Source organism: Pseudomonas sp. 05T35 (genome assembly GCF_056396605.1).
Window position 1 is genome coordinate 1 of the sequence record NZ_JBFTLU010000547.1, and the last position, 2,627, is coordinate 2,627.

The 2,627-nt window shown below is 61.0% G+C and carries 2 protein-coding genes; both read left to right on the top strand.

The genetic code is table 11. The features are described from left to right. The first annotated feature begins 223 nt into the window (after window positions 1-223). Window positions 224-949 (top strand): response regulator, encoded by a 726-nt coding sequence (locus AC1DH9_RS26955; protein ID WP_427546278.1) that lies wholly within the window; start codon window positions 224-226, stop codon window positions 947-949. After that, window positions 946-2,556 carry an ATP-binding protein gene (locus tag AC1DH9_RS26960; protein WP_477809124.1) on the top strand — a complete coding sequence of 537 codons (1,611 nt, stop codon included), beginning with the start codon at window positions 946-948 and terminating at the stop codon, window positions 2,554-2,556. The genes AC1DH9_RS26955 and AC1DH9_RS26960 overlap by 4 nt, the downstream gene beginning before the upstream one ends. The last annotated feature ends 71 nt before the right edge of the window (window positions 2,557-2,627 follow it).

Here is a 2,627-nt window from a genome sequence, read left to right on the forward strand (position 1 = left end):
CCGTTTGTCATGGAATTTTGCCCTGAAAAATAGCCTTGGGCGTATTTTTGAGGGCGCGAACCCTATCACAAAAAAACGCAGTTACCGAGCGCATTTGCCAGCTTGTGTTCGCAAGGGAAGGCGTTGCTACAATCGGTCACTGCGTACGCAGACTTATCCACTCCAATCATTACAAAAAGACGAGTGGAGCCTTCCTTAATAGTGTTCGGCAAAGAGGTCACCCGTGGAGCAAGAAACCTGGCAGGTATTGATTGTCGAGGATGACCAGCGCCTGGCCGAGTTGACCCGTGAGTATCTCGAAAGCCACGGTCTGCGGGTCACCCTCGAAGGCAATGGAGCGCTGGCGGCGGCGCGGATTATCGCCGAGCAACCGGACCTGGTGATCCTCGACCTGATGCTCCCCGGCGAAGACGGCCTGACGATTTGCCGCAAGGTTCGTGATCACTACGACGGACCAATCCTGATGCTCACGGCGCGCACTGACGACATGGACCAGATCCAGGGTCTGGACATGGGCGCCGATGACTACGTGTGCAAACCGGTGCGCCCGCGTTTGCTGCTGGCGCGTGTCCAGGCCTTGCTGCGACGTAGTGAAGCACCCGAGCCGGCGGCACCGGAAAAACTCCGTCGCTTGCAGTTCGGCCCGCTGGTCGTCGACAACGCGTTGCGTGAGGCGTGGCTGCAGGACACCGGCATCGAGTTGACCAGCGCCGAGTTCGATCTGCTCTGGCTGCTGGTGGCCAATGCCGGGCGGATTCTGTCCCGCGAGGAAATTTTCACGGCGCTGCGAGGCATCGGCTACGACGGTCAGGACCGCTCGATTGATGTGCGCATTTCGCGTATTCGACCGAAGATCGGCGATGACCCGGACCATCCGCGACTGATCAAGACCATTCGCAGCAAGGGGTATCTGTTCGTTCCCGAAGCCTGTGTAGATCAACCCCTGTGAATTCGATCTTCCTGCGCATTTATGGCGGCATGTGCGCCGCGCTGATTCTGGTGGCGGTGCTCGGCGTGCTGGCCTTGCACCTGCTCAATCAGGTGCGCAGCGAGCAATACCGCGAGCGCCTGGCCCACGGCACGTTTTCCTTGATGGCCGACAATCTGCAACCGATGAACGAGACCGAGCGTCATCGAGCATTGCTGGTATGGGAGCGTTTGCTGGGCATTCCCTTGAGCTTGCAGACGTTTGCCCAGACCGACCTCGACCTGAGCCAGCGCACGCGGGTGCTGCACGGCCAGGCATTGGTGGAGCAGACCGGCCCGCACGCGGCGAAGGTCTACCGTTTGGTCAGTGATAAAGAACAGCTGGTGCTGACGGGGGAAGTGCAACAGATCAGCGAGCAACTGGCGCGGGCGACCATTTACCTGTTGGCCGATGAATTGGTGCGTTACCCGGTGGCCGAGCAGCCCAAGCGTCTTGAGGCGTTGAAGAAGGACAAGGGCTTTGGCTTCGAGCTGCAACTGATTACGGTCGATCAGGCGGACATGGACGAGGACCAGAGCCGTCGGGTCTCTGAAGGCGACACGGTGATGGCGCTGGGCAAGGGCGGCGATTCGATCCGGGTGTTTGCCGGGATGGTCGGTACGCCCTGGGTACTGGAAATCGGCCCGCTGTATCAGATGAACCCGTACCCGCCGGAGTGGCTGGTACTGATTGCTGCATTGGGCCTGAGCCTGATCGGGTTGATCGTCTATTTGCTGGTGCGCCAGTTGGAGCGCCGCTTGCGAGGTCTGGAGTCGGCCGCCACACGGATCGCCAAAGGCAGCCTGGAAACCCGCGTGCCGGCACGCGGTGCGGATTCGGTGGGGCGATTGGCGGCGGCGTTCAACGGCATGKCCGAGCACCTTCAGCAACTGTTGKCGATTCAGCGTGAGCTGGTGCGCGCGGTGTCCCATGAGCTGCGCACGCCTGTTGCGCGGTTGCGTTTTGGACTGGAGATGATCAGCACGGCGAGCACGCCACAAGCGCGGGAGAAATACCTGGAGGGCATGGATCACGATATCCAGGACCTCGATGGCCTGGTGGACGAGATGCTCACGTATGCGCGGCTGGAGCAGGGTTCGCCAGCGCTGAACTTCCAGCGCGTCGACCTCGATGCCTTGGTCAATCAGGTGATCGGTGAACTGGCGCCATTGCGCGCCGATGTGACGGTGCATCGCGGCCTGTGCCTGTCGGCTGCCGATTGCGATGGCGCCTGGGTCGAGGCTGAGCCGCGCTACCTGCACCGGGCGTTGCAGAATCTGGTGAGCAACGCGATGCGTCATGCCCAGTCCCAGGTGTCGATCAGTTATCAGGTGGGGCAGCAGCGTTGTCGCGTCGATGTCGAAGACGATGGGCCGGGCGTGCCGGAAAGTGCCTGGGAAAAGATCTTCACGCCATTTTTGCGTCTGGATGACAGCCGCACCCGGGCGTCCGGTGGGCACGGTTTGGGGCTGTCTATCGTGCGCCGGATCGTTCACTGGCATGGCGGTCGGGCACTGATCGGCAAGAGTAAAAGCCTGGGGGGCGCGTGTTTCAGTCTGAGTTGGCCACGCAATCAGGAAAAGCCCTGAGATCTCTACCGTCTGTAAGGCCCTCATCGCGAGCAGGCTCGCTCCCACATTAAATCTGCGGTGAACACATC